The sequence below is a fragment of the Massilia sp. TS11 genome (genome assembly GCF_022012445.1).
Lineage (GTDB): Bacteria > Pseudomonadota > Gammaproteobacteria > Burkholderiales > Burkholderiaceae_D > Telluria.
Genome location: NZ_JAKLTS010000001.1, coordinates 90180 through 110263, shown reverse-complemented (window position 1 = coordinate 110263; position 20084 = coordinate 90180). Strand labels below are relative to the sequence as shown.

15 protein-coding genes are annotated in these 20084 nt (G+C 57.8%); all 15 read right to left on the bottom strand.

All coding sequences use genetic code 11. The features are described 5' to 3' along the window. Positions 1-27 precede the first annotated feature (27 nt). The 15 genes from LZ005_RS00510 to LZ005_RS00440 all read right to left on the bottom strand — a co-directional run bounded on the left by LZ005_RS00510 (position 28) and on the right by LZ005_RS00440 (position 19862). A complete protein-coding gene (locus tag LZ005_RS00510; protein ID WP_237803152.1) occupies positions 28-1194 on the bottom strand; it encodes an HAD-IIIA family hydrolase in 1167 nt (388 codons plus the stop codon). A gap of 12 nt (positions 1195-1206) precedes the next feature. Further along, the gene (locus LZ005_RS00505) at positions 1207-1803 is read right to left on the bottom strand and encodes a D-sedoheptulose 7-phosphate isomerase (RefSeq protein ID WP_307727761.1); all 597 of its coding nucleotides are present in this window, start codon (positions 1801-1803) and stop codon (positions 1207-1209) included. A gap of 31 nt (positions 1804-1834) precedes the next feature. Then, on the bottom strand, positions 1835-2800 hold the full coding sequence (locus tag LZ005_RS00500) for a polysaccharide pyruvyl transferase family protein (protein ID WP_237803138.1): 966 nt from the start codon (positions 2798-2800) through the stop codon (positions 1835-1837). 7 nt (positions 2801-2807) lie between these two features. After that, entirely contained in the window at positions 2808-3584 is a 777-nt protein-coding gene (locus LZ005_RS00495; RefSeq protein ID WP_237803136.1) for a methyltransferase domain-containing protein, read from the bottom strand. Positions 3585-3623: 39 nt separating this feature from the next. Next, positions 3624-4421: a hypothetical protein gene (locus tag LZ005_RS00490; protein WP_237803129.1), complete on the bottom strand. Its 798-nt coding sequence runs from the start codon at positions 4419-4421 to the stop codon at positions 3624-3626. Positions 4422-4446: 25 nt separating this feature from the next. Then, complete coding sequence (locus LZ005_RS00485) at positions 4447-5490, bottom strand: dehydrogenase (RefSeq protein WP_237803121.1); 1044 nt, start codon at positions 5488-5490, stop codon at positions 4447-4449. Between the two features lie 16 nt (positions 5491-5506). Next, entirely contained in the window at positions 5507-9460 is a 3954-nt protein-coding gene (locus LZ005_RS00480) for a glycosyltransferase (protein ID WP_237803114.1), read from the bottom strand. Between the two features lie 15 nt (positions 9461-9475). Then, entirely contained in the window at positions 9476-10015 is a 540-nt protein-coding gene (locus tag LZ005_RS00475; RefSeq protein ID WP_237803101.1) for a hypothetical protein, read from the bottom strand. A gap of 136 nt (positions 10016-10151) precedes the next feature. Further along, positions 10152-12623 carry a hypothetical protein gene (locus tag LZ005_RS00470; RefSeq protein ID WP_237803099.1) on the bottom strand — a complete coding sequence of 824 codons (2472 nt, stop codon included), beginning with the start codon at positions 12621-12623 and terminating at the stop codon, positions 10152-10154. Further along, the gene (locus LZ005_RS00465) at positions 12623-14821 is read right to left on the bottom strand and encodes a hypothetical protein (RefSeq protein ID WP_237803091.1); all 2199 of its coding nucleotides are present in this window, start codon (positions 14819-14821) and stop codon (positions 12623-12625) included. Before LZ005_RS00465 ends, LZ005_RS00470 begins: the two co-directional genes overlap by 1 nt. A 434-nt stretch (positions 14822-15255) precedes the next feature. Then, the gene (gene cysC, locus LZ005_RS00460; RefSeq protein WP_237803084.1) at positions 15256-15873 is read right to left on the bottom strand and encodes an adenylyl-sulfate kinase; all 618 of its coding nucleotides are present in this window, start codon (positions 15871-15873) and stop codon (positions 15256-15258) included. Between the two features lie 539 nt (positions 15874-16412). Then, positions 16413-17399, bottom strand: coding sequence for a S49 family peptidase (locus tag LZ005_RS00455; protein ID WP_237803082.1), 987 nt, complete (start codon positions 17397-17399; stop codon positions 16413-16415). Positions 17400-17404: 5 nt separating this feature from the next. Continuing rightward, a complete protein-coding gene (locus tag LZ005_RS00450) occupies positions 17405-17773 on the bottom strand; it encodes a Rieske 2Fe-2S domain-containing protein (RefSeq protein WP_237803080.1) in 369 nt (122 codons plus the stop codon). Beyond that, a complete protein-coding gene (locus LZ005_RS00445) occupies positions 17773-18432 on the bottom strand; it encodes an HAD-IIIA family hydrolase (RefSeq protein WP_237803078.1) in 660 nt (219 codons plus the stop codon). The genes LZ005_RS00450 and LZ005_RS00445 overlap by 1 nt, the downstream gene beginning before the upstream one ends. A gap of 398 nt (positions 18433-18830) precedes the next feature. Continuing rightward, on the bottom strand, positions 18831-19862 hold the full coding sequence (locus LZ005_RS00440; protein WP_237803076.1) for an RluA family pseudouridine synthase: 1032 nt from the start codon (positions 19860-19862) through the stop codon (positions 18831-18833). Positions 19863-20084 lie beyond the last annotated feature (222 nt).

The following is a 20084-nucleotide window of genomic DNA, read 5'->3' as shown; positions in this document are numbered from 1 at the left end:
ATGGAAAGGCTGTGATCGAGGATGCGATCAAGATGTAAGGGCCTTTACGCAATCGAGCAAGTTCCCACTCTCAAATAGGAAGCCGCGGATGCCAGCTGCGCTGGCGGCATCGACGTCGGACTGCTTATCGCCAATCAAAAAGCTCTGCGCCCGCACCAGCGGCCAATCCGCGAAGCACTGCTCGAGCATGCCGGGTTTGGGTTTGCGGCAATCGCACGGCCCGCTGAAATCCGGATGGTGCGGACAAAGATAAAAACGATCAATGTGGGCACCGGCAGTCGCTAGCTCGCGCTGCATCCAGTGATGCAAGGCGTCGACATCATCGCGCCCATAGTAGCCGCGGGCGATACCGGCTTGATTGGTGACGACAAATACATAGTAGCCGCGCTCATTCAAGTAGCGTATGGCCTCGCGGGCGCCGGGCATCCAGGCAAATTCCTCGGGACGGAACACGTAGTGTCTGTCCTCATTGATCACGCCATCGCGGTCGAGAAAAACCGCGGGGCGTGTCCTTTGTGCCGGAATCAAGACTTGCGCGGACTCGAAATCGGCTGGCACGCCAATATCCAAGAAAAAACCTGCATAGGCCTTGCCTTCGAGTTTGCCTTGCGCGGCCAAGGCAGGGAACAATTGCCGCTCCAACGAAGATTCTCCCGCTGGCAACAAGCTCAGGCTACCTTTATGCACATAGTAGATGCCGCCATTTATCAGGCCATCGCCGGATGCCCCTTTCTCGTTCATGGTCACGACACGCTCAGCATGCAGCTCAACCTTGCCGTAGCGGCTCGCGTCCTCCACGCGGCGCAACGCGAGGCGCGCGCCGTCCGGTGGGGGCGGTGTACTGCAAAAATCGGAGAAATTAATGTCGAATAAGGTATCGCCATTCAACACCAGGAACTGCTCAGCGAGATATTTCTGCGCATGCAACAAGGCACCGCCCGTACCCAAGGGGACCGATTCCTGGACGATACGTAAATGACAAAGCTCGTCCGAATATTCAGCGATCAGAGCATCAAAGGTGGCTCCGAGATAACCCGTAAGCAGCAATATCTCGTCCACGCCATGGCGTTGCAAAGCCTCGATGACATAGAACAGAAACGGGCGACCGGCAACCGGCAGCATCGGTTTGGGACAATTGGCGGTCAGTTTGCCAAGGCGCGTGCCGCGCCCGCCAACAAGAATTACAGCCTGCATGCCGGCCCCGTATCAACCGTGACGCGGGAAGATCGCAGACTCGATCAGCCCGCAGATAGCATGACCGATCGTAATGTGCGTTTCCTGAATACGCGGCGTCTCCGAGCTCGGGACCGCAATCACATGATCGCATGCTTCCTGAATCTTTCCGCCTTGCCCCGCCAAGCCCACCGAGATTACGCCCATCTCTTTGCATTTGGACAGAGCAAGCAGCACATTTGGCGAGTTACCCGAAGTCGAGATGCCAATGAAGACATCGCCCGCGCGCGCGTTCGCCTCCAATTGTCGTGCAAACAGCTTCTCAAAACCGTAGTCGTTCCCAATCGCCGTCAGCATCGAAGTGTCGGTCGTCAAGGCCATGGCGGGCAAACCCGGACGGTCATACATGAAACGGCTCACGAATTCCGCGGCGATGTGCTGGGCGTCCGCAGCACTCCCACCATTGCCCGCGAGAATGATGCGATTGCCGCGTTGGAGTGCTTCGATGCACACGGCTGCGACCGCTTCAATAGCCGCAAGCAAGTTTCCGTCTTCAGCCACGCGTTGCTTCAAAGCCGCCGAACCGAGCAGGGTATCCCGGATATAGGTAGTACGCGCATCCATCGTCATTTGTTTTTCTCCAGTAAATAAAAAAATTCTTCTATAATCTATCCCGCATGCGGATTCCACCACGGGTAGATGCCGCCTGCTCTATCACATCGGTTTCGCCGCCCGACAAACCACGCGCGCCTTGATACAACTCGCGGAAATTTGCCCAAGCGTCGTGCAGCGCTGCCCGCAACGCCAGCCAGGGCCGCAAGTCGCCCAGCCGTCCATATGCGCTGAGTACCGGGACCATGCGCGGCGCCGGCAGACTGGCACAGTAACGGTCAAACCAGGCTTGACCATCGGCCAAGTGTTCGACAAAGTGAACCGGAATCATTGTCTCGGAAATGCTGGTCAGCCAATCTTCCCATTTGTAGGGGCAGTCCAGATAGCCACTCGCGGGACGGAAGAAGGCAAAAGGCACGCCATAGGCATACGCAATGATTGCGGCATGCATCGCTCCCGCCAGCACAAAACGAGCCGAAGAAATGTCTCTAATCAATCTTATCAGATCGTCGGTATCGCGCGTCTCAGCCTGCACCAAGGCATCGCAGCCGTGTTCGCCGGGGACATATTGCGTGCGTTGCGGGTCGCCAATATGCGGGACCAGCAGACTGGGCCGCCGCAAACGTCGCCTGCGGGGGACCAGAATTGGCAAAACTACTGCAGGATCGCCGATAACGGGGACGTTCAAACGATGCTGTCGCAAGAGTTCATGCGTGTGCCGTCCGCGGCAAGCGACGAATATGGACTGGTCGATCAGGGCGCCCGATACGATCTCGCCACGATATCCCGCGCCAACCAACACGGGTTTGCGGCCCGCATCAACTACTCGCGACAAGTTATAGTCACAGATGAACGAGCCGATCAAAATATAAAGATGTTCGGTATCGGACTGCAATCGCTGCCAGGCGCTATGCGTGAAGCAGCGCGGCCCAAGCAATTGCACTAGGTGGTCGCCCAGATTGTGCGTCTGCGCACTAGGCTGCCACTCAAAAACCGCGTTCAGGCTTTCTTTCATGTTCAGTCTATTTGCGGGCAACGAACAACAACTGCTCTTCGCCGAGATAAGCGAACTCGATCGAGCTGACGCATAGAGCATAGACATCGAAGAAACCCGCGGCTCTCGCTTGGTCAAGCATCTGCCACCCGCAACGGCGCGCGCTGGATGGCAAATCGGACGCATCCTCATGTTCGTAACGTTCACGCGCGAAAGGCACGGACCAGATCAGGCAGGCGCCCACCTTCAGGACTCGCCAGTACTCACGCAGGGCACGCGGAATATCGGCCTCCCCTTGAAGGGTATCCAAGGAACACACCAACTCAACCGATGCGTCCGGCAAACTGAGCTGCGCGGCATGCTCACGCCGGATGCCGCTGTCGTCCACCATTCCACTCTCTTGGTCGAGCTCTGCCGGTTCACTACCGATCAAATTCGGGTAGCGCGCTTTTAAGAAACTGTAAAATGGCGTACGCTGCTCCGCCAAATAGATAGTGCTGTCCGGATAAAGATTACCTTCCAAGTCCAATATATGGATCGTGGCGCGCATACGGTTATTAAAACCAGTGATCGGGCACACAACGCGTTCACGCCAGTTAATAACCCCCTCTTCCCAGGCGTACTGGTCATCGACCAAAAAATCAACCATGCGGCCGGCCGGATAGGAATAGCCAGGGACAAAAAACGTTGCCCCCGCCCCTGCCATCACACCGGCTAAATGCTGGTGCATGGCATCCACCATCACCGCCTGCCGCTCTTGATGTTCAATATAGGAAATCCTGTCCTTGACGCGGTACAAGTTCATGACTCACCTTTTCACTGTGCGCGTCGCATGCATGTAATGCTAATCGAGGAAATAGCCATACAGTTTTTCTGTGTGATTATTCACAACGATATATTCGAGGAATTCCTCCCAGTTGAGTACCTTCTTTCCATAATCGGGCTGTAAATCCTGCTTGAACAAGCCAACATTCTCAAATCTCACCTCGCCCGAATCCAAGCCGCATGCCTTGAGTTTGCTGAGAATATGCCAAGTGATCAGGCGAGGATCGCCACAGATATCGGCCTCATAGCTGAGGCGAAGCGGCGTCAGTCCACGGCGCTTCATGCGCGCCGTGATCGCCGAGTACCACACACGGTTGGCCTCCCACCAGCACACGAAATGTCCTGCATCGAGAATCACCTGTACGCTCGTGGTATCCACCTCTCGATGCACGCTCAACTGCATCGCCTTGATATCGGAAATATAGGTATCGATCGGTCGCCGGAACACCAACGCGGGAACGATATCTTCGCGCTGTAGCAACACACTATCGATTATATCGATCGGCAAATGACCGGGGAAAATCTTAAAGGCGGGAACACGCCCAGATTGGCTGGCGAGGAAATCCAGCAACTCCGTGGGATGCGTGCGCAGCCAGTTCACCAGATCGCGGTCGAAGATCGAATCGAAACGCGGCAGGCGCATCGTCTGGGAAAGTTCTTCCAGCAATTCAAAATGGTCTTGGAAGCCATACGCGGCTTCCGGGTGCAACACTTCCTTTAATACGAGCAGATTCGAAACATTGGTCAATAATTCAAACAGGTGGCTGGTCCCCGTTCTCGGTATTGAAAAAATCGAGAGTATTTTTCCTGCAGACATCAAAACGCCTCACTCGAGCACGGACTCACAGCTTGGTCCAGGTCTCAACACCAGCATGCGTAAACCGGAACTCCCGGAATTGTCCACGCATGTCCCGCAAGCCGGCTTCCGTCTGATGACGGTGCGCAGGATCCACAAATACCATCATGAAGCCGCCACCGCCCGCGCCCGAAATCTTGACTGCTTGCCCGCCACATTCAAGAGCGCGGGCAGCGATCGCTTCGATGCTATCCGAGGAAATAGATTTCGCCATCCGTTTTTTTGCTTCCCACGAGGTCGCGAGATGTCGAGAAAACGAAGCGATATCACCCTTTAACACGGATTCTTTCATCGCGTACGCAACCTGCTTCACTTCGTGCATTGCTTGCACGGCCTCGCTAGCGACACGTACATCGCCAGCAGCCCGTTTCTGGTCTTCAATAATTCGCGCCGACTCGCGAGACTGTCCAGTGAAATAGAGCATGAGCGATGCTTCCAACTCCAACTCGATGTGGCGCCGGATCCGCAATGGATTCACGATGACCCTGTCTCCGCTGGAAAACTCCATGAAATTGAAGCCGCCGAAGGTGGCTGCATACTGATCTTGCTTCCCACCTGCCAAGCCGCAATCGATACGTTCAATTTCATAGGCCAAGTGGGCGATGTCATATTCACCGAGTGGCAGCGATAGCAACTCGACATAAGCCGAGAGGATGGCCACGACCAAGGTCGAAGACGTTCCCAAGCCTGACCCTGGCGGCGCGTCCGACCAGCTGGTCACGGAGACGGGGAGGTCAACGCCACCATGAAAATCACGAATAATGCGTTGATGAATTGCGTGATGCAACTGCAGTTTGGCTTCGGCCGGTTCCAGATCCCCCAATTCCAGCGTCTCTGTCACGCCAAGGTCCGCCGCATGAAAGCACTTGCTGCGCGCTGAAGGATTCAAGGTGATCGTGCAATGCGCGTATAAGTCGATGGTCGCATTGAGTACGCAGCCGCCAAATTCATCGCAGTAGGGCGCCACATCCGTGCCGCCGCCCGCGAATCCCAAACGCAGTGGAGCGCGGCTTCTTACAGTTTTACTCATATTCTCGATCCAGTTCTTAATGTCGCACTACTTTTACGAATTCAAAATCCTCCGCGCCAAGTCCTGCACCATCCGGCGGCACAGTCTCCCATTCAAAACAGGACAACATGCCCAGTCCCAGGACGCGCTCATCGCTAAAGTGCTGTTGTGATACGGACGTAGTCAGCATAAGTCCGTCATCAGAGCGATGCAAGACATAGGGATGGCCATCGATGACCAAGAAATACTGCACGCCGCCCGGCACCGCCTGATCGAATTTGAACCAAAAGCCTATCCCGCCATCGGATTGCACATTCGGCAAACCTTCGTTCAGATTCATATATGACGGGCCAAAATCCTCGAGCTGGCGCCGCAACTTGCGAAGCAGGTAAGTACGCCCCAGTTTTTGGCGCCGCAAATTCATGCGTTCGACACGCATGGCCTTGCGCGAACCGAGTTGTGGCAGGCTGGTATGCACAACACTACCAACGCCGCGGCGCGCGACCGCCCGCAAGTCCAGCGCATGGCGGAAATTGCCGAAGCCCGCATCGACAAAGCGCTCATAAATATCACGCGATGCCGCTGCCATCCGCTGCAGCACGTCGGCAGAGAACGTGCCTCCCAACAAATGCGCGACAAGCCCAGGCACGTCGAGGAACTGATGATCCGCCAGATCCGTCGCCACGCCTTTGCTGGCATGTTGCGTGGCCAACAAAGGCACCCCATACGCCAAGCACTGCACAGTCTTCACGTTGATCCCCGTGCCCGACATGATCGGGCAGACGATCATGTCGACGCGCAGGTAAAAGTCCCGGATATCGTCGACAAATCCGAGGAATTCAACATCAGGATGAGCGAGAATTGCCTGATGCTCAGCATCGTCCCGATTCATCAGCGACAGCACTTCTCCAGCCACCAGCAACTTGAACGGCCAGCCGCGAGGCTGCTGCCGGATCAACTCACGGATAAAACTGACCACGATATCGAGATTAATCAGGTTGCAGCTGGCGACAATGCCGACTTCACGTAAGGCTTGTGTTCCCTTCGGCAGATAACACTTCTCCTCCAAATGCGGCACCGTATAGACGCGGGCAGTGGAAATACTGTCGAAGAAAACGGCCTCCTCATCGCGCCGTGCAAGAGCGACGTCGGCACGCGATAAATACTGACCTTCTTCTTCCCGTGTGCATGAGAAGAATTCGCGTGGCTTGCCCAGCCCATCGAGGATGGCATAGCGGTCGGTAAACTTATCATGCGTATCCAAAATCTTCAGCACGTGGTTCGGCACGTAATCCAACAAGCGCGACTGGAACACATAGGAACAAATCACTGTATCGACTGCATACTTGGCGCAGAGCTGCGCGATCTGTTCGCCCAGTCCCGGAATATACCAGCCGTCGTAGCGGATCAGCTTTCCATCGCAAGACGGGAAGTGAGGGATACTCAGAATGTCAAAGCTGTCCCATGCCTCCGCCATTTCACGCGCGTGGACTGCCGTGAACATATGACTTTGCAACAAAGCGAAATGCACGGCATGGCCCTCCGCTTGAAGGAAGTGCGCAAACTTCTGAATCGTCGTCTGATTGCCGTGGCTAGCCGGATGAGAAGGAAAGGGCGAAAAGTACAAAATGTGACGCTGGCGCGCGCCAGAGGCATCGCACTGCGTGGCCGGAGCCAACAAATGGCGACTGGCCGTGGCCATCGCGGTCGCTTCGGCATAGCCGGGATCCCAGCTGGCCACCTCCTGGCAGGCGTGATCGGCCGCCAGCGCACGCGCCCATTTGTCGCGGAACATCAACTTGTTATGCGCCTTTTCAGCGCCAACCTGTTTCTTGGGGCGCTGCGAGAAGGTCGCCGATTCATTGTGTAGCACTTCGGAATTGGGGGCGAAGACAACGATCCCCCCCTGCTCTCGCACACGCATGCAAAAGTCTGAGTCGTCAAAATAGCCGAAGCCATAAGCGGTATCAAGACCGCCTTGTGCTTCCCAGAAATCGCGGCGGATGATCACCGAGGCAAAGCTGACATAGTCGACTTCACGCACGTAGTTGTACAAGGGCAGCGTGCTGGGCAAGCCGGTGCCATCGATGCCGCGACCCATGCTACAGGTACGGCCATCAGTCCAGATACCGGCGCCAGCTTCCTGGATCAAGCCATTGGCGTACAAAAGCTTGGAGCCGGCAACATAGCAGGATGGCACGCCTTCGATTACCTCCAACAAGCCCTCCAGCCAGCCCGGCAAGACGATCGTGTCATTGTTAAGCAAGACCAAGTATTTGCCACTAGCATGAGCGGCTCCCCAATTCGCATTTTGGACAAATCCTTGGTTGCGCGGCGTGCAAGTAATGCGCACGTCAGGGAATTTTTGGGCAATGGCCGCGCGGACCTCGGGCGCCGAGTGATCGTCGGCGTAAATCACCTCTATGTCTTGCCGTTCATGGGCCTGAGATGAAAAATATATGGACGTTAAGCAAGCGACGGTCATCTCGACGTTGCCAAACCCAGGCACAATGACCGATACCAGCGGCGCGGATTGGCTCTTCCGCCCCAAGGCTCGACGAACGCCATCGCCTGCGCCTCTTGTAATGAATTCTCCGTAGGCCAGGGGGTGCAAAGCATCGCAATCGTTGAGGATGCGAACGAAGCGCCGCAAGGTGGCCTCTGACGAATACAACTGACTGGCACGAATCGCTCCCTGCGAGGATAAGCGCTGCCAGGCACCGGCATCCCGCATCAGCAGATCAATGGCGTCCCAATAATCCTCGGGCTGTTCGGCGAGCAGTATCTCTTCTCCCTCCTGCAATCCCATATCCTCGACGGCGACGCGCGAGGCGATGCAGGGGATACCGTTGATCAGCGAAGTGCCTACTTTCCCCTTGATACCCGCCCCATAACGCAGCGGCGCAACTGAAGCGCGAAAACGCTTCAATGCGGCGCCAATATCGTCCACCCAGCCCAGCACTTCAACATTCGGAAACGATTCGTAATGGGCCCGCTCCGCGGCGTCGGTCTTACCAATGACGCGAAACATCAAGTCGGGATGACGGGCGTGGGCCTGCGGCCATACATTAGCGAGAAACCACCGGATCGCGTCCCGATTCGGCGTGTGCTCGGAAGATCCAATGAAGCACAGGTCGCGCGTAGTCTCAAAGGACACGACCTCCCCGTGTCCTTCCAGATACAAGATGGGAAACACAGAGACGTCGGGCGGTTCCACGCCGGACTGATTCAGCTTGCTGTCCGCCAGCGCAAAGCGCATGGCCTCGGCATCGGAGTCGCTAACACACACCACGTGATCGGCGGCGGCGGCGCAACGGACTTCATTGAGCACAACGGCATCGAGCGCCTTCAGCTGTTCCGGACGCTCTCCGCCCTCTGCGCTTTCGACCAGGTATTGCGCACGCTCGCGCCGGAAATACACATCGGGCGCGTGGTAAAAGATTGTCGCCTCAAGATTGACGGTACGAATGCGCGGTATGCATAGCTCAGCAACATCCGGGCGAAAAATATAGGCCAGCGAGATATCGCGGCTGTGACACAGCACGTGCTCACCGAAGCTGTCGTAATTTACATCTTCGATGCAAGTCACACCCATGGCGCGCAAGCGCAACACATAAGGCACATCGAGCGGGGTCGATTCTTTGGGGATGAAGATCACTTCATGGCCGAGCTGGCGAAATATCTCGATGATCCCCCATGTCGCCAATTCGCCGGCAGAAGAATCGAAACGCGGGTAGCGAAAATCAGCGATCAAGACGCGCGGCCGAGCTACCGATGCGCCTTTATGGCTCAATGTATCGGTAACTTGGGCGACGGCTTGCGCGAGCGCACTTTGCAAACGTTTTTCGCAGGCGGCGATATTGGGTGCCAACAATCGCTGCCACAACTCGCTATCGCGCGCAAGTGCGCGGTACATTTCCAAGGCTGCCTCATAATCTTTTGCCTTGAACAAGGCATTGGCTTCCGCCACGCGGAGTCTTTGTTCACTCATTCTCTGCTGCCATCGTCATGTGTTTTCCCCAGTAATAACGCCATCTTCCGGTCTACGGCCTTCTACCGGATTTGCCAACAAGTGCGCGTGCCGGCGCAATTGCTGTTGTTGCGTTTCTGTTCTCGCCCTTGCCAGCAAGGGCACATCAGTCCCTGGGCTGCCGATTTGTACCGCGGCACGAAAATGCCGCGTGGCCAATTGCTCACGGCCGCTTAACACGGCGGTACGCGCCAAGGAATTGTGGACACCGGAAATCAAAATCCGGGCCATCAAGGTGCGGCTACATCCCCAAGCTTTCGCCTGGTGGATCAAGGGACGCGCTGCGTCCGGCTCGCCCAGCTGGATACAGGCCGAAGCGATGAGCAGACTGATCGTCGCGCGCTCCGGGTGGTGGGCGAGTCCATCTCTGCCAATGGCCGCGAGACTCTCCCATTCGCCGAATTGCCACTGCAATTTCGCCCGCTCAAACAGGTGCTCATCAAACGGATGTGCGCAAGGCATCGCCTCGATCACCTGGGACGACAGCGGCCGCGCAGCACGATCGGCGGCTGCCATGGCAGTCCGATCGGATTGGCGAGCCGCCGGTGCCAAGCCAAACAAGCGCCTCAGCATCGATGCCATTATGGTAAGAGGCATGGCGATCAGCCCAGACAAGTCAAGAATTTCGCGACACACAAGGCCAACATAATCCTCAATCCCTCAGCATCAGGTCTTTGATCAATTCAATCTGTGCATCGGCCTTGAGCATCTCCGCATCTATCAGCCGTTGGCGCGTCTCTGCGTCCTGAACCTGTTTGCCCAATTCGGCGACTTGCCCCCGCTGTTGTTCGATGGTGGCGTCGCGCAGCGCCAAGGCTGCCTGGCAGCGGCCGAGTTCCTCTTGCAAGGCATCAAACTGCCCGATACGTTGAAGCAATTGATTGCGCTCCGCATCGCCCTGCGCAGCCCGCGCCTCCCAGTCAGCTTTCGCCTGCTCCCAAGCGCTACGTTCGGCATCACAGGCAGCGACACGGTCTTGCAAGGACTTCGCTGTCCCTTCCAATTGCGAGAGGCACTCGCGCAAGCCATCGCGCTCGGCGGCAAGCGCAGTGACTTGCTCGGCGCTTTGCATGGTCCGACGCGCGAGCTCTTCTCGCTCCTGCCGCTCAGCCAGCAGCTGCGCTTCGACTTGAGGCACATAGGTCTGCAATTCCATGAGACGTTGGCCCAAGGCTTGCTGCTCGCTCCGCATCTGCTCGACTGTATTTTGCAACGCCTGGCGGGCCTGTTCCCAATCGCGCGCCTGGACTTCCAAGTCCGATAGCTGATCGTGCAAGGCCTTTCCTTCTGCTTTCCACACCTGCTCACGCTCAGCATAAGCACGCAATTGGGCAGCCCCCTCCTCGCTTGAAGCCCGCAAGGCCGCCAAGTCCTGGGCGCGTTCCTGAAGCTCGCGAGCTTGAGCGTCCGATCTCGCCTTTTGCTCGTCATAGGCTCTCTCGAGCTTGCCAACCCGGCGCTGATATTCGACAACCTGCTGGGTCAAGTGCTCCCGTTCCCGCGTCGCGCTATCCAAGGCACCTTGGCTCGCATCACACGCTTGCTGCGCTTTCGCAAGCTCATCCGACAAACGCTCGATATCGGCGATCTGGCTAAGACACTGCGCGGCCTGCTCGTCGCGATACAGGCTAAGTTTGTCCACCACCTGTTGCCGAACGTCTGCCACGCTGATCTGCTGTTGCAGCGCGGCTTCCAGCTCGGCGACCACTTGGGATTTTGTTTGCAGCTCGCTCTCCAGGGCGAGGACTTGCTCGACCTTGGCATCCAAAGCCCGCTGCTGCGCCTCGGTCTGTTGCCCCAGGTCGGCAACGAGGGTCCGCGCAGCCTCGAGCTCCGCCATCATCTCGACCTGCTTCGACTCCAGCGCCTGGCGCGCCAACTCCACTTGCTGCAGAGCCGCTTCCTTGTCTATGCTGCTAGCCAGCAAGGCCTCCTTTTCCTTCAACAAGGACGCCGACGCTTGATCGGCCTGCGCTGCCTGAGCCATCAGCGCGTCCAACTGCCCGCGCAAAGCCGCCGACTCTTCGCTCGCCGCTGTCCTGGCGAGTTCGCTCGCCTGCAATTGCTGCTGGAGGAGTCCGCGTTCATGCTCAACTTGTTCCAGTTGCACAATACGCGTATTTAGCTGCGCGCGCAGTTCGGCAGCTTCGCCCTCAGCACTCACCCGAGCTTGCTCCGACTCCCGCAAGCGCTGCGCCTGCGCTGCCTGCTCTTGTCCACGCTGGCTGAGCTGCACGCCAAGCTCCGCCAATTCGCGATCGTTATCGGCGCAACGCGCCTCAAGCTCTTCGATTGCCCTCTGCTTGAGTCCCAGCGCCTCGCTTTGTTCGGCAAGACACACACGCAAATCGACGACACGCTCAGCCTGCTCACGTGCCGTTGTGGCAAGTTCGTCACGCGCGGCGATGACTTCCGCGATCCGCTGTTCCGCTTCTTGCGCCGAGGTTTCCCAGCTTTCTCGCTGGGCCTGTGCATGCTGACGCAGCCGGATCGGATCCCGCACCAAGATAGCGTGCCCCAATTCAGGATGCGTCCCCTGTGCGAAATGTAGCAAACACCAGCCTCGCTCGCGCCAAGCGGGCAACACGCCTTCCAGTCCCGTCTCGCCCTTCGCCTCCATGCGGAGGCATAGGACAGCGCTACGATCGAGCAGTGCCGAGGCCCCGGCGAGCAAGTCGTGGGAGGGCAAGCAATCGGCAATCAGCCAGAGGTCGTCGCCAGTAAAGTTGCATTCCGCGACCAAACTGTCCAAGGTGCGCGTCCTTATCGCACGCTGGGATACGGTCTTGATGTTCGGCCAATACTTGGTCAAGTGTTCAGGCGGCACCAACCCACACTCGGACCGAACACTGCACTCGTAAAATACGGATTCCCCCTCCGCGGCGCCCACACAGGCCTCTCGGAATTGCCAGTGTGGATGGGTGCTCAATTCGGGGGCAAGCCAGTCAGCCCGTTCGCCATCGGCTTCCACCAAGAGCGCCTGCGCGACGTCCCAGCCACGCCATACGTGCACATCGCCACAACCGTTACCGGCGCCGACGTGCACCACGCCTTGGCTCGGATACAGCTGCCACAACAGGTCCAGGATGACTGCGAGAGGTACCGAGTACTTATGCCCATCCATCAAACTACAGTCTCCTTCACTGTGCGACGCGCCTTCGGTACCCGCTTAGGACGCATCTCTTGTTCTACGAGCTCGGTCGCTACGTTCGGCAAGCCCAAGCGAAAACGCAAGATCCGCCGCATCTCGTCCGCCAGATTCTTCCATTCCGACCGGCTGCGATGTTGCAATTTGTTACGTTCAAAAACGACGGCCAACAGACGCGGCAAGGCTTCCACCAGCGCCAAGATCAATTGGCGGTCGTTCAAGCTCAGACGAGACCAGACCTCGATATCGAGGGCGTCAGGTTGCGCAAAACGTAGTTCCAACTTCGCGCCAAATTCATCCTTCGATTCCGGGAACCAGGATTCCAGCACCGACGAGCTGGCCCCAATCGGGAATTCCAGCTTCAAATGTGTCCCAAAACTCGTTTCCGCTATTGCAGCGCATGCGAGCCGCACGTCCCAGCTGTCCCAACTCCGCGTACCAATGGAAGGACGCTTGATACGCAGGCCTATGTGTTCGTAACTCCCGATCGCGTAGTCACGGTACAGGTCAACCCCATCGAAGCGCAAGGCTGCGATACCGCCATCTTCTTCCATCGCTACACGCGCTAAGCCCTCCAGGAACGCTTGCGCATCAATCCCAAGATCCGCAACGAGAGCAGTGCTGGTGGGCAGCGCGTGTTGCAGGATATGCGCCACGGCCTGCGCCTGCAGATGTTCGCTGGTGGTCAGTTCGCGATGGCGCTGCCGGCACGCGGCCAGTTCGCCATCGAACTCGTCTTGCACCGGTAAGCAGAAGCTGAACCCGTCCAACAGAAAGCTGTGCATTTCCAAATGCGGCCAAGCCTGCCCGCGCCAATAGACGTTTGAAAAGCACCAGTGCCAGGCTGGGCAGGGCGAGTCGACACACTGGGCCCGGACCAACGTGTATTCGATCGAGTCACCGTCCAACCGCTGCGCGCTACTTGCCTGGTTCTCCAAGCGTTGCAGCCGCGCGCTCAAGGTGGCGTTCAGGGCCAGGGCCGCTTCCAATTCGACTTGACTTTGCAGCAGCGCCGCCGTGGTCTGCTCGTGTTCTACGCGAGCGGTGGCCAAACTTTCCTGATCAACGCTTGCACTTAATCGCTCAGCGCGCAGTTGCTCGACCTCCTGCTGCAAAGCTTGCAGAGAACTCAATTCGTCCTGCTGCGCGCGCTCGAAGTCCTTCCAATACTGCTCGCGTTCGTTGGCCTTGCTCTCCAAGGCGCTAATACGCTCTCTAAATAAGGGCAGCAAATCGATTTGAGCTTGCATCAACTCAATTTCAGCATGAAGGTCCGCAATCTGCGATTCAGCGAGAAGCTGAGCCTCATACTTTGATGCACTTAATTGCATCGCTTCCTTGCGCAATTGCTCGAGTTGCGCTTGGAGTTCCTGAATCAGACACTCCTTGCCCGCGCTGGCCTGCAGGTCCGCATTGCGTTGACGATGCAAATTGTCCAATTCTTCGAGCAAAAGCCGATTCTGCTCATCGAGCACCGCGTAATCTTGCTTCGATTCTTCGATATTGGCTTCCAACAGCGCTTGGTATGCCCGATGCTCGGCCTCAGCCTCCCGATAGCGCCCCTCGAGGACGGCCTGTCGGTCCACCTCGTGGTCGCGGCCGGCAGTCCAAGCCCGCTCAACCAATCGATGATAGGCGTCCGCCAAATTGGCCGAAGTCATCGTAGCTTGGAGGCCCGTTCCCGCTTGAAGAACGGTGCCATCCAATTCATCGGCGAGTTCGCACGCCAGCCGGTAGGGGGCAACAAGCTTCAAAGCCAAAGCCGTGGCGACTGGCTCTGCCTCTATCTCCGACATGTGCTTTCCCGGCAGCTGAACATCAATCGCCAAGTGGGTACTGAGCGCATCCAGCAGATCGGCGTCGAGCGTGGTCAAGGCGGTATCCCAGATAAAAAGGCAGCGCTCGGCATGCCGACACGCAAATTGCAGCATGCTTCGATGTACAGCTTCCCATCTGGAAATGACCTCGTCCAAGGGCTTTGGCGCCGCCTGTGACTCACTCAGGAACAGATGTGCCGCCACAGCATCTTCCAGACGCGAGCCAACCAAGATAAAACGAATATCGGCGTCGAGCTTTGCCCAAGTCTCCAGGGCATGCGGACCGTTCTGGTCGATCCAGGTGCAGTGCGTGGCATGCCGATTTGCCGCCAACAATTCGCCTGCTTGCTCCAGCAAGCGCGGGTCCTCTGAGGCTCCCGCCCCCATTTCCAGAAAAGCTTGGCTCCACGCTGCAAACGTCAATTCGAATCCACCGGAAGCCGCACGGGCCTTAGGCAGGCCACACTGCTCTAGCACTCGTTGCAATTCCAAGAGGCCTTGCGGCCGGAAACCCGTGATACAAATTATTGCCATACGATTCAATACTACTCCGAGAAATGTAGTGCGACAGCCGAGCACCGATATTGGCTTGCCGCCAACGGCCTATCGGAGCACGTCATTTTACAAGCAATAATGCTACCAATGACACATCAAGTCATGAAATTTTATCTATATCCGTCGCAATATGTCAGCAGCCAGCAATGGCATCGCGAATGACGCGATCAGAATTGTAAATATAGTCCGCGCCACGGATGCGGCCGGCGTCCGTCACGGCCAAGCACTACACGGGATCAAGGGAGCACGGAAATATTGGGCACCACATCGTATCTATGCAGCAAGCCAACCACTTCTTGTGAGCATTGCTCCAAAGTCGCCGACGCGGTCTTCAGGATCAGTTCGGGATGATCGGGAGGCTCGTAGGGCGAAGCCAGTCCCGTGAAATTCGGTATTTCCCCAGCGCGCGCACGCTTATAGAGTCCTTTCGGATCACGAGCTTCGCACACATCCAAAGCGCAATCGCAGTAGACCTCGAAAAACTCATTCGCACCAAAAAGCTGGCGAACGCGCTCACGGTCGGATTTGAACGGAGAAATCAAGGCGACGATGACAATCAGGCCCGCATCCACAAAGAGCCGCGCCACCTCGCCGACCCGCCTCACGTTTTCACGCCTGTCCTCTGTCGAAAAGCCGAGATCGGAACAAAGGCCATGGCGAAGGTTGTCGCCATCCAGGACGAACGTACGGCAACCACTTGCGTGCAGACTTGCTTCGACCCGGCTCGCGATGGTCGACTTCCCCGCCCCTGAAAGGCCGGTCAGCCATATCACGCCACTGCCGTGCTGGTTAGCGACAGCGCGACTCGGCCGCTCGATCGTTCCTTTATGCCAAACCAAGTTCGCTGCACTCATATTGCGTCAAGAATTGCCCATCGGCTATCGCCGAAATTGTAACAGAGCGATTGCGGCAAACCCGGCCGATATACATGACGATACAAATCAGCGCCGCCAGCGCTCAACGCACTTTAAATATTATGATAACGATGAAAAAACAATGGTGAGAACTGCATTACGTGAGTCTTAATGCAGACTAGGCTAGAGCGCGCCACAGGAAATACACTGAATATCGTCGTAGGAATATACCTAAGCAAGAACTAGGAAATACGGAGAATTGATCTACTCCGGATGAATTTTCGCAAAGGCGCTGTGATGACACCGATCCGCTTAGCCGCAAAGACCGCGCTCAGCGAAATCCACAATCAGGAGAAGAGGTGGCTTGCGCGTGCTCACGTGGCACAATTGACTTATCGACTTGCACTGCTCCGCTGGCGGGCAGGTACGCCATCTCAAAACCAATGCGCGACACAACCCGACTCAAGCGAACCCAATTACATTACGTGGCTCATGGGTGGTAGATTTCATCTCAAGCAAGACGTATAGATAGCCAAGCCTTACTTTAACAATGGTGCGGGCGCCGATTGCAGGGATTTGATTGCACCCGCCCCAACCGCCGCGCCAAATTTCTTCAGCACGCGCTCAGGCAGATTCTCATGCTGGGTGTAGTCGATGATGTCTTCAGCTTTGGCCACATCGCGTGCCACGCTGTCGACCGTGCCGAAGCCGTCGGCCAGGCCCATGTCCACGGCTTTGGCGCCGGTCCAGAACAGGCCGGAGAACATGTCTGGAGTTTCCTTCAGGCGCTTGCCGCGCCCGGTGCGCACCACCTGGATGAACTGCTGGTGAATTTCGTCCAGCATCGCCTGGGCGTGGGCCTTGTGTTTTTCTGACTGGGGGCTGAACGGATCGAGGAAGCCTTTGTTGGCGCCGGCCGTCAGCAGGCGGCGCTCGACACCCAGCTTTTCCATCGTGCCGGTGAAGCCAAAACCGTCCATCAGCACGCCAACGGAGCCGACAATGCTGGCTTTGTTCACGTAAATTCTGTCGGCGGCGGCGGCGATGTAGTAGCCGCCTGAAGCGCAGATCTCATCCACCACCACATATACCGGCTTGTTTGGATAGCCTTTGCGCAGGCGCCAGATCTCGTCGACGATCATGCCGGCCTGCACCGGGCTGCCGCCCGGACTGTTGATGTGCAGGACAATCGCGACCGAGCCGCTGTCGCCGAAGGCTTTGTTCAAGGACGGGATGACGGCCGCGGCCGAGCCGGAACCTTCGGACTCGATACTGCCGTGGATTTCGATCAGGGCGGTGTGTCGGCCCACGGCGTCGGCGTCGCCGCCGAACCAGTGCAGATCAAAATAGCTGTAGATGGCGAGGAAAAGCAGGCCTAAGAAGGTCAGTTTGAAGAAGATGCTCCAGCGCCGTGCTGCCTGCTGCTCGCGCACGGTGGCAAACACGAGCTTTTCAAGGGTCTCGCGCTCCCAGTTCGCCCGGCTGGGCTCCTTGGGCGTCTCGGCGGTCGGCAGGTCTTCGTTCATGGCGATCAGGCTTGTGGGGGACGGATGTATTCGTCAGGTGTCCAGTAGATTTTGCCGTCGGCTTCGTGCACGGCAATCGGTCGCAGGCGTCCGCCTTTGCAGGGGCCGCCCGCGCAGTGGCCGGTTTCGGGCACGTAGATGGCGCCGTGGGTCGAGCACATGATGTACAAGCCGCTGGATTCGAAGAAGTCGCCTTCATTCCAGTCCAACTCGATGGGCACGTGGGCACAGCGGTTCAGATAACCGCGCACCTGGCCGTCGTAGCGCACCACGAATCCGGTGGCGGCGTCGCCAAATGCTGTGACAGGGAAACGGACGCCCTTCCCCCCTTCGGCCACCGCTTCGGACGCGCAGATGTACAGGGCGTCGCTCATCAGGCGTTCTCGCTCAGCCAGGCGTGCAGCTCGGCCACGGTGCCGGCCGAGAAGATCGGGGCGCAACTGTCCAGATGCTCGCCCGGGTGGGCGCCGTAGCGCACGGCGATGCCGGCGGCGCCGGCGTTGTTGGCCATTTGCAGGTCGTGGGTGGTGTCGCCAATCATCACGGTGCGGCGCAGGTCCTGGCCCAACTCGCGCGTCAGCTCTTGCAACATGGCGGGGTGGGGCTTGGAAAAGGTCTCGTCGGCGCAGCGGGTGGCGTCGAACAGGGACATTACGCCGACGGCGCTCATCGCGCGGTTCAGGCCTACCCGGCTTTTGCCGGTGGCGACGGCGAGAAAGTAGCCGTCTTGGGACAGCTCCTGCAGCATCGGCTCCACGCCTTTAAATAGCGTCAGTTCGTGGTCTTTTGACAGGTAATGGTAGCGATATCGCTCGACTAGCCGGGGGTACATACTGGCCTCGAGGCCGGGCATCGCCACTTGCATCGCTTCGTGCAGGCCGAGACCGATCACGTGGGAGGCGGCATCTTCGTTGGGAATGGGCAGGCCGAGGTCGCGCGCGGCGGCTTGGATGCAGCGCACGATCGTCGAAGTGCTGTCCATCAGCGTACCGTCCCAGTCAAAGACGATCAGATCAAATTGTTTTCTTGGCATTTCTACTGCAATGGTTGGGGCTGGCCGCTCGCTTTTCAAAGCGGTGTTGTTCGGCCGCAGGCTTTGGTGTGATTTTGACGGTTTTCAGGCCGGTTGGCGAGCGCGGCGTGCGCTTTTTTGCATGGGTGCATTTTTGGCATGGGAGCGCGGGTGGGCACGGGTTTAAATGACCGTCCTTCCCGCGCGCTTAAAGTGGGAGTGGCTGGGCCGCTTAGCTAAACGGCTTGGCGAGCCATTTATTTGTCAGCCGATCTGGTTGACTTGTGCTTTGAGTGCGTCTTTGCGGTAGAGCTCGCTTTGCTTTCGGGACGCGTATCGGACCGGACATGCGCCGGGACGGTTGGGATATGGGCCGGCACGTGGGTGTTCGCGGCGATGCGCGGGTCTAAAGACCCGCCCTACGACTCGTACTTCGGCTTCGCTGGGGCTTGGGCCTTGTCGCTGCCCAGGCTGGCGACGAAGCGCTCGCATTCTTCGGGCAGCTTGGCGCTTACCGTCATCTTTTCGCCAGTCGCCGGATGCGTGAAGGTGATTTTGTAGGCATGCAGGAACATGCGCTTCAGGGCCACGCGCTGGCCTTCGGCTTTTTGTAAGGCTTTGTTCAGCGCGAAGTCGCCGTATTTATCGTCACCTAGGATAGGAAAACCAGACGATGACAGATGTACGCGAATCTGGTGCGTGCGCCCGGTCTTCAGCTCGGCCTCCAGCAAGGCGTAGCCGGGCCAGCGGCGGATCAGGTTGAACACCGTGTGCGAGGCCTGGCCGCCCGCCTGCACCACCACGCGCCGCTCGCCATCGGGCGTTGAATATTTGTGAAGTGGCAACTTAATGTGGCGGCGCTGGTCCTGCCAGTCGCCCTTTACCATCGTCAGATAACGTTTGTCGGTCAAGCCGTCGCGCATCTGATCATGCAAATTGGTTAAGGCGCTGCGTTTTTTGGCCAGCAGCAACAAACCCGAGGTCTCGCGGTCGAGCCGGTGCACCAGCTCGAGGAACTTGGCCTCGGGCCGGGCGGCGCGCAATTGCTCGATCACGCCGTAGGACACGCCGGAGCCGCCGTGCACTGCCACGCCGGCCGGTTTGTCGATGATGAGCAGATGCGCGTCCTCGAACAGGATGGGGAAACTGCCGGCCGGGGCGGCGCCGGAACTTTCTTTTTCAGCAATTCTGATCGGAGGCACGCGCACCACGTCGCCCTCGGCCAGCCGATAGGTCTGGTCGATACGGCCTTTGTTCACGCGCACTTCGCCCGAGCGCAGGATGCGGTAGACGTGGCTCTTGGGCACGCCTTTGCACACGCGCATCAGGAAGTTGTCGATTCGTTGGCCAGCGTCTTCTTCACCAATGGTGAGCAGCTGGACTTGTGGCAGGACCGGAGATTGCGTTGCCGTTTGGCCAGTCTTCCCAGAAATTCTCTCTAAGTCCTTCATTTTGAATATATAATCGACAGGCGGCGGTGAAACCTCTGCTAGTGTAAGAATTAGAACGATATTTTACACGGGGGCCTGTCCATCGGCCTCGCCATTTGCAAATTTGATGGAAAACAAGTACGCCCCTCCCTGCGTCCAGCCAGGTGCCAGCCACAGTTGTCATCGGTAAGGTCGCAGAGTTGATGAGCTTACGCGAGGAATTGTAAGGATAAAGTACCGGCA

Excerpts from the sequence above, each read along its gene's own strand:
- LZ005_RS00470 (WP_237803099.1), bottom strand. The coding sequence starts at position 12,623 with ATGGATGGGCATAAGTACTCGGTACCTCTCGCAGTCATCCTGGACCTG.
- LZ005_RS00485 (WP_237803121.1), bottom strand. The coding sequence starts at position 5,490 with ATGAGTAAAACTGTAAGAAGCCGCGCTCCACTGCGTTTGGGATTCGCG.
- LZ005_RS00450 (WP_237803080.1), bottom strand. The coding sequence starts at position 17,773 with ATGAGCGACGCCCTGTACATCTGCGCGTCCGAAGCGGTGGCCGAAGGG.
- LZ005_RS00480 (WP_237803114.1), bottom strand. The coding sequence starts at position 9,460 with ATGAGTGAACAAAGACTCCGCGTGGCGGAAGCCAATGCCTTGTTCAAG.
- LZ005_RS00505 (WP_307727761.1), bottom strand. The coding sequence starts at position 1,803 with ATGACGATGGATGCGCGTACTACCTATATCCGGGATACCCTGCTCGGT.
- LZ005_RS00455 (WP_237803082.1), bottom strand. The coding sequence starts at position 17,399 with ATGAACGAAGACCTGCCGACCGCCGAGACGCCCAAGGAGCCCAGCCGG.
- cysC (WP_237803084.1), bottom strand. The coding sequence starts at position 15,873 with ATGAGTGCAGCGAACTTGGTTTGGCATAAAGGAACGATCGAGCGGCCG.
- LZ005_RS00495 (WP_237803136.1), bottom strand. The coding sequence starts at position 3,584 with ATGAACTTGTACCGCGTCAAGGACAGGATTTCCTATATTGAACATCAA.
- LZ005_RS00440 (WP_237803076.1), bottom strand. The coding sequence starts at position 19,862 with ATGAAGGACTTAGAGAGAATTTCTGGGAAGACTGGCCAAACGGCAACG.
- LZ005_RS00445 (WP_237803078.1), bottom strand. The coding sequence starts at position 18,432 with ATGCCAAGAAAACAATTTGATCTGATCGTCTTTGACTGGGACGGTACG.
- LZ005_RS00490 (WP_237803129.1), bottom strand. The coding sequence starts at position 4,421 with ATGTCTGCAGGAAAAATACTCTCGATTTTTTCAATACCGAGAACGGGG.
- LZ005_RS00510 (WP_237803152.1), bottom strand. The coding sequence starts at position 1,194 with ATGCAGGCTGTAATTCTTGTTGGCGGGCGCGGCACGCGCCTTGGCAAA.
- LZ005_RS00475 (WP_237803101.1), bottom strand. The coding sequence starts at position 10,015 with ATGGCAGCCGCCGATCGTGCTGCGCGGCCGCTGTCGTCCCAGGTGATC.
- LZ005_RS00500 (WP_237803138.1), bottom strand. The coding sequence starts at position 2,800 with ATGAAAGAAAGCCTGAACGCGGTTTTTGAGTGGCAGCCTAGTGCGCAG.